General features: G+C 56.4%; 3 protein-coding genes. All 3 read left to right on the forward strand.

The window, feature by feature from the left end:
• The first annotated feature begins 391 nt into the window (after nucleotides 1-391).
• Nucleotides 392-898, forward strand: coding sequence for a hypothetical protein (locus C7389_RS24650; RefSeq protein WP_133595309.1), 507 nt, complete (start codon nucleotides 392-394; stop codon nucleotides 896-898).
• 118 nt (nucleotides 899-1016) lie between these two features.
• Nucleotides 1017-1403 (forward strand): RHS repeat protein, encoded by a 387-nt coding sequence (locus C7389_RS25245; RefSeq protein ID WP_211168622.1) that lies wholly within the window; start codon nucleotides 1017-1019, stop codon nucleotides 1401-1403.
• Nucleotides 1400-1696, forward strand: a complete 297-nt coding sequence (locus tag C7389_RS25250) for a hypothetical protein (protein ID WP_211168623.1) — start codon at nucleotides 1400-1402, stop codon at nucleotides 1694-1696. Before C7389_RS25245 ends, C7389_RS25250 begins: the two co-directional genes overlap by 4 nt.
• The last annotated feature ends 371 nt before the right edge of the window (nucleotides 1697-2067 follow it).

Raw genomic sequence — 2067 nt, forward strand, 5'->3', positions numbered from 1 at the left:
CATCACGTGCGCCCAGTGGCTTCGAGAATGTGACCTTGCCTGGATCGGTCCCGGTTACGATCTTGAATGCCTTTGGGAGGGGGCTGATATTTAATAAGGATGGCGGGGCCAAAGGTGCAGAAGTCACTGACTCTCCCGATGGCCCGTTTAGTTGGTGGCACAAAGGCCGGCATACATCTAACGATAAATTACGTGGCGATTGGGAGGCCCAGACAGGTTCTAGCTGGCCAAAGGATGAGAGTGGGCGAAACCAAGACGTCTCGCATGAAATTCCGCTCGCCGACGGAGGTCCGGACCATGTGTCGAATGCTCAACCGAGACCAAGCAGCGAGCATCAGGATCGGCATCGAGATGCTGGTGACTACACGCGGTGGGGCAAACGGAGATAGGGATGAGACTAGATTTTTCTAAGGTTTTCGAATGGAGCATCTATTACGAGCGTGCTGGCTCGAAAGATGGCTCTGCCAAAGATATTGCTCTGATGCATACCGAGGCCCGTTTGTTCCTTGAGCACTTTAATTGGTGCGCAGGGGTTCTTGAGGAGTACGTTGGGTTCATTTATCCGGGAATTGTTGCCGTATTCCTGTTTAGGATTCGTCCAGCACGTGAGGGGGTTGATGAATGGGTATGGATCGTAGTTGGTGATTTACCTCCGGCATACATTACTTGTGAAGAAAGCCCTAACCCCGCCGCCGCGCTGGATGCCTATATAGGGGCAATGGAAGAATGGGTTGATGCTGCAAGTCGTGGGGCGTCAACCGACGGGCTGATCCCTGTAAACGTTGCGCCGACAGCGGAAAACGGTGAACGCTTGAAGCTCAGGCTAGAGCTAATCGATAAGAATATTCTTTCTGGGTACTTGGATGACTTGGGGCGACCTAGTGGGATAGCTGAGTAGGCAGAAAATAAGGCTCAGTTGAGGATTAATTGAATGTGTTGTATTAAACATATTTACATCGAACCGCCTGCGAATTTGCTTGGCAGCGAGATTAACGAATGGGTATTGCGTTTGTCGGATGCTGCCGGGGACGAGCAAGATCAACGCTACTGTCACGGTAGCGACGACGAGCGCTTACAACGCGGCCAACAAATACGTTCCGCAGACGGCGGTGGCCGATGCGGGCAGCGGCAAGCTCAACCTCACTACCAGCTTCACCTATGACGCGGTTGGCAACCTCACCCAGGTCGACGGCCCGCGCACCGACGTCACCGACACCAGCACCTTCGACGCCGAGCGTCGCGTTACGCAAACGACGGATGCCCTGGGCAAGCAGACCCGTTGCGGCTACGACGCGGACGGCCGTCTGGTGCGCACCGCGGCGCAGATCGGCATGCAGTGGCTGGTGAGTTGCCGCAGCTACACGACGCTGGCAAGCTGCTCAAGGCTTGGGGCTCGGCGGTGACGGCGGCGGCCACGACCTGCCCGACGGCCGCCGCCCCGGTGGCGGTGACCGACTACGCCTACGACGACCTCTCCCGCCGCACCACGGTGACCCTGGGCAACGGCACCACCATCAGCTACGGCTACAGCCCCCAAGGCACACTGGCGAGCCTGGGTCACGACCTCGCCAGCACGGCGCAGGATCGGAGCCACACCTACGAGCGCTTGGGACCGAGTTTCGACGGTTTCTCGATCGACTTTGACAGTTTTAATTTTCAGTTGCGAAATGCGTTAAGCGGATGCGGAGCGTTTTGACGGCTTGTGAAAAGTGCCTAGCCCCTACCCGTTCTGACAGTTTTTATTTTTATGGTCATTGTTGAACGTAAAAATAAAAACTGTCAGTAAAAAATAAAAACTGTCAGGTGGGGCTCGCCAGATCCAGCGGCCTTACCTGCCTGCAGTTGACGACAATTGTGTCGAGCGTCACTCAGTTCGGAATTTTTTCCCCCTGCGGCCACGGACCCGCCGAACTTACTCAATGGCAGCAACGGCTCCGTAATCCATCGTTCCACCGGTTGGCGATCAGGGGCTGTCTTCACCTACGACCTGCTGGGGCGGCGCACCCAGTCCAAGTACGCCAACAACAGCAGTGTCGCCAGCCACACCTGGGACGCGCTGGGCAGGAT

It is taken from the genome of Azoarcus indigens (assembly GCF_004361735.1).
GTDB lineage: Bacteria > Pseudomonadota > Gammaproteobacteria > Burkholderiales > Rhodocyclaceae > Azoarcus > Azoarcus indigens.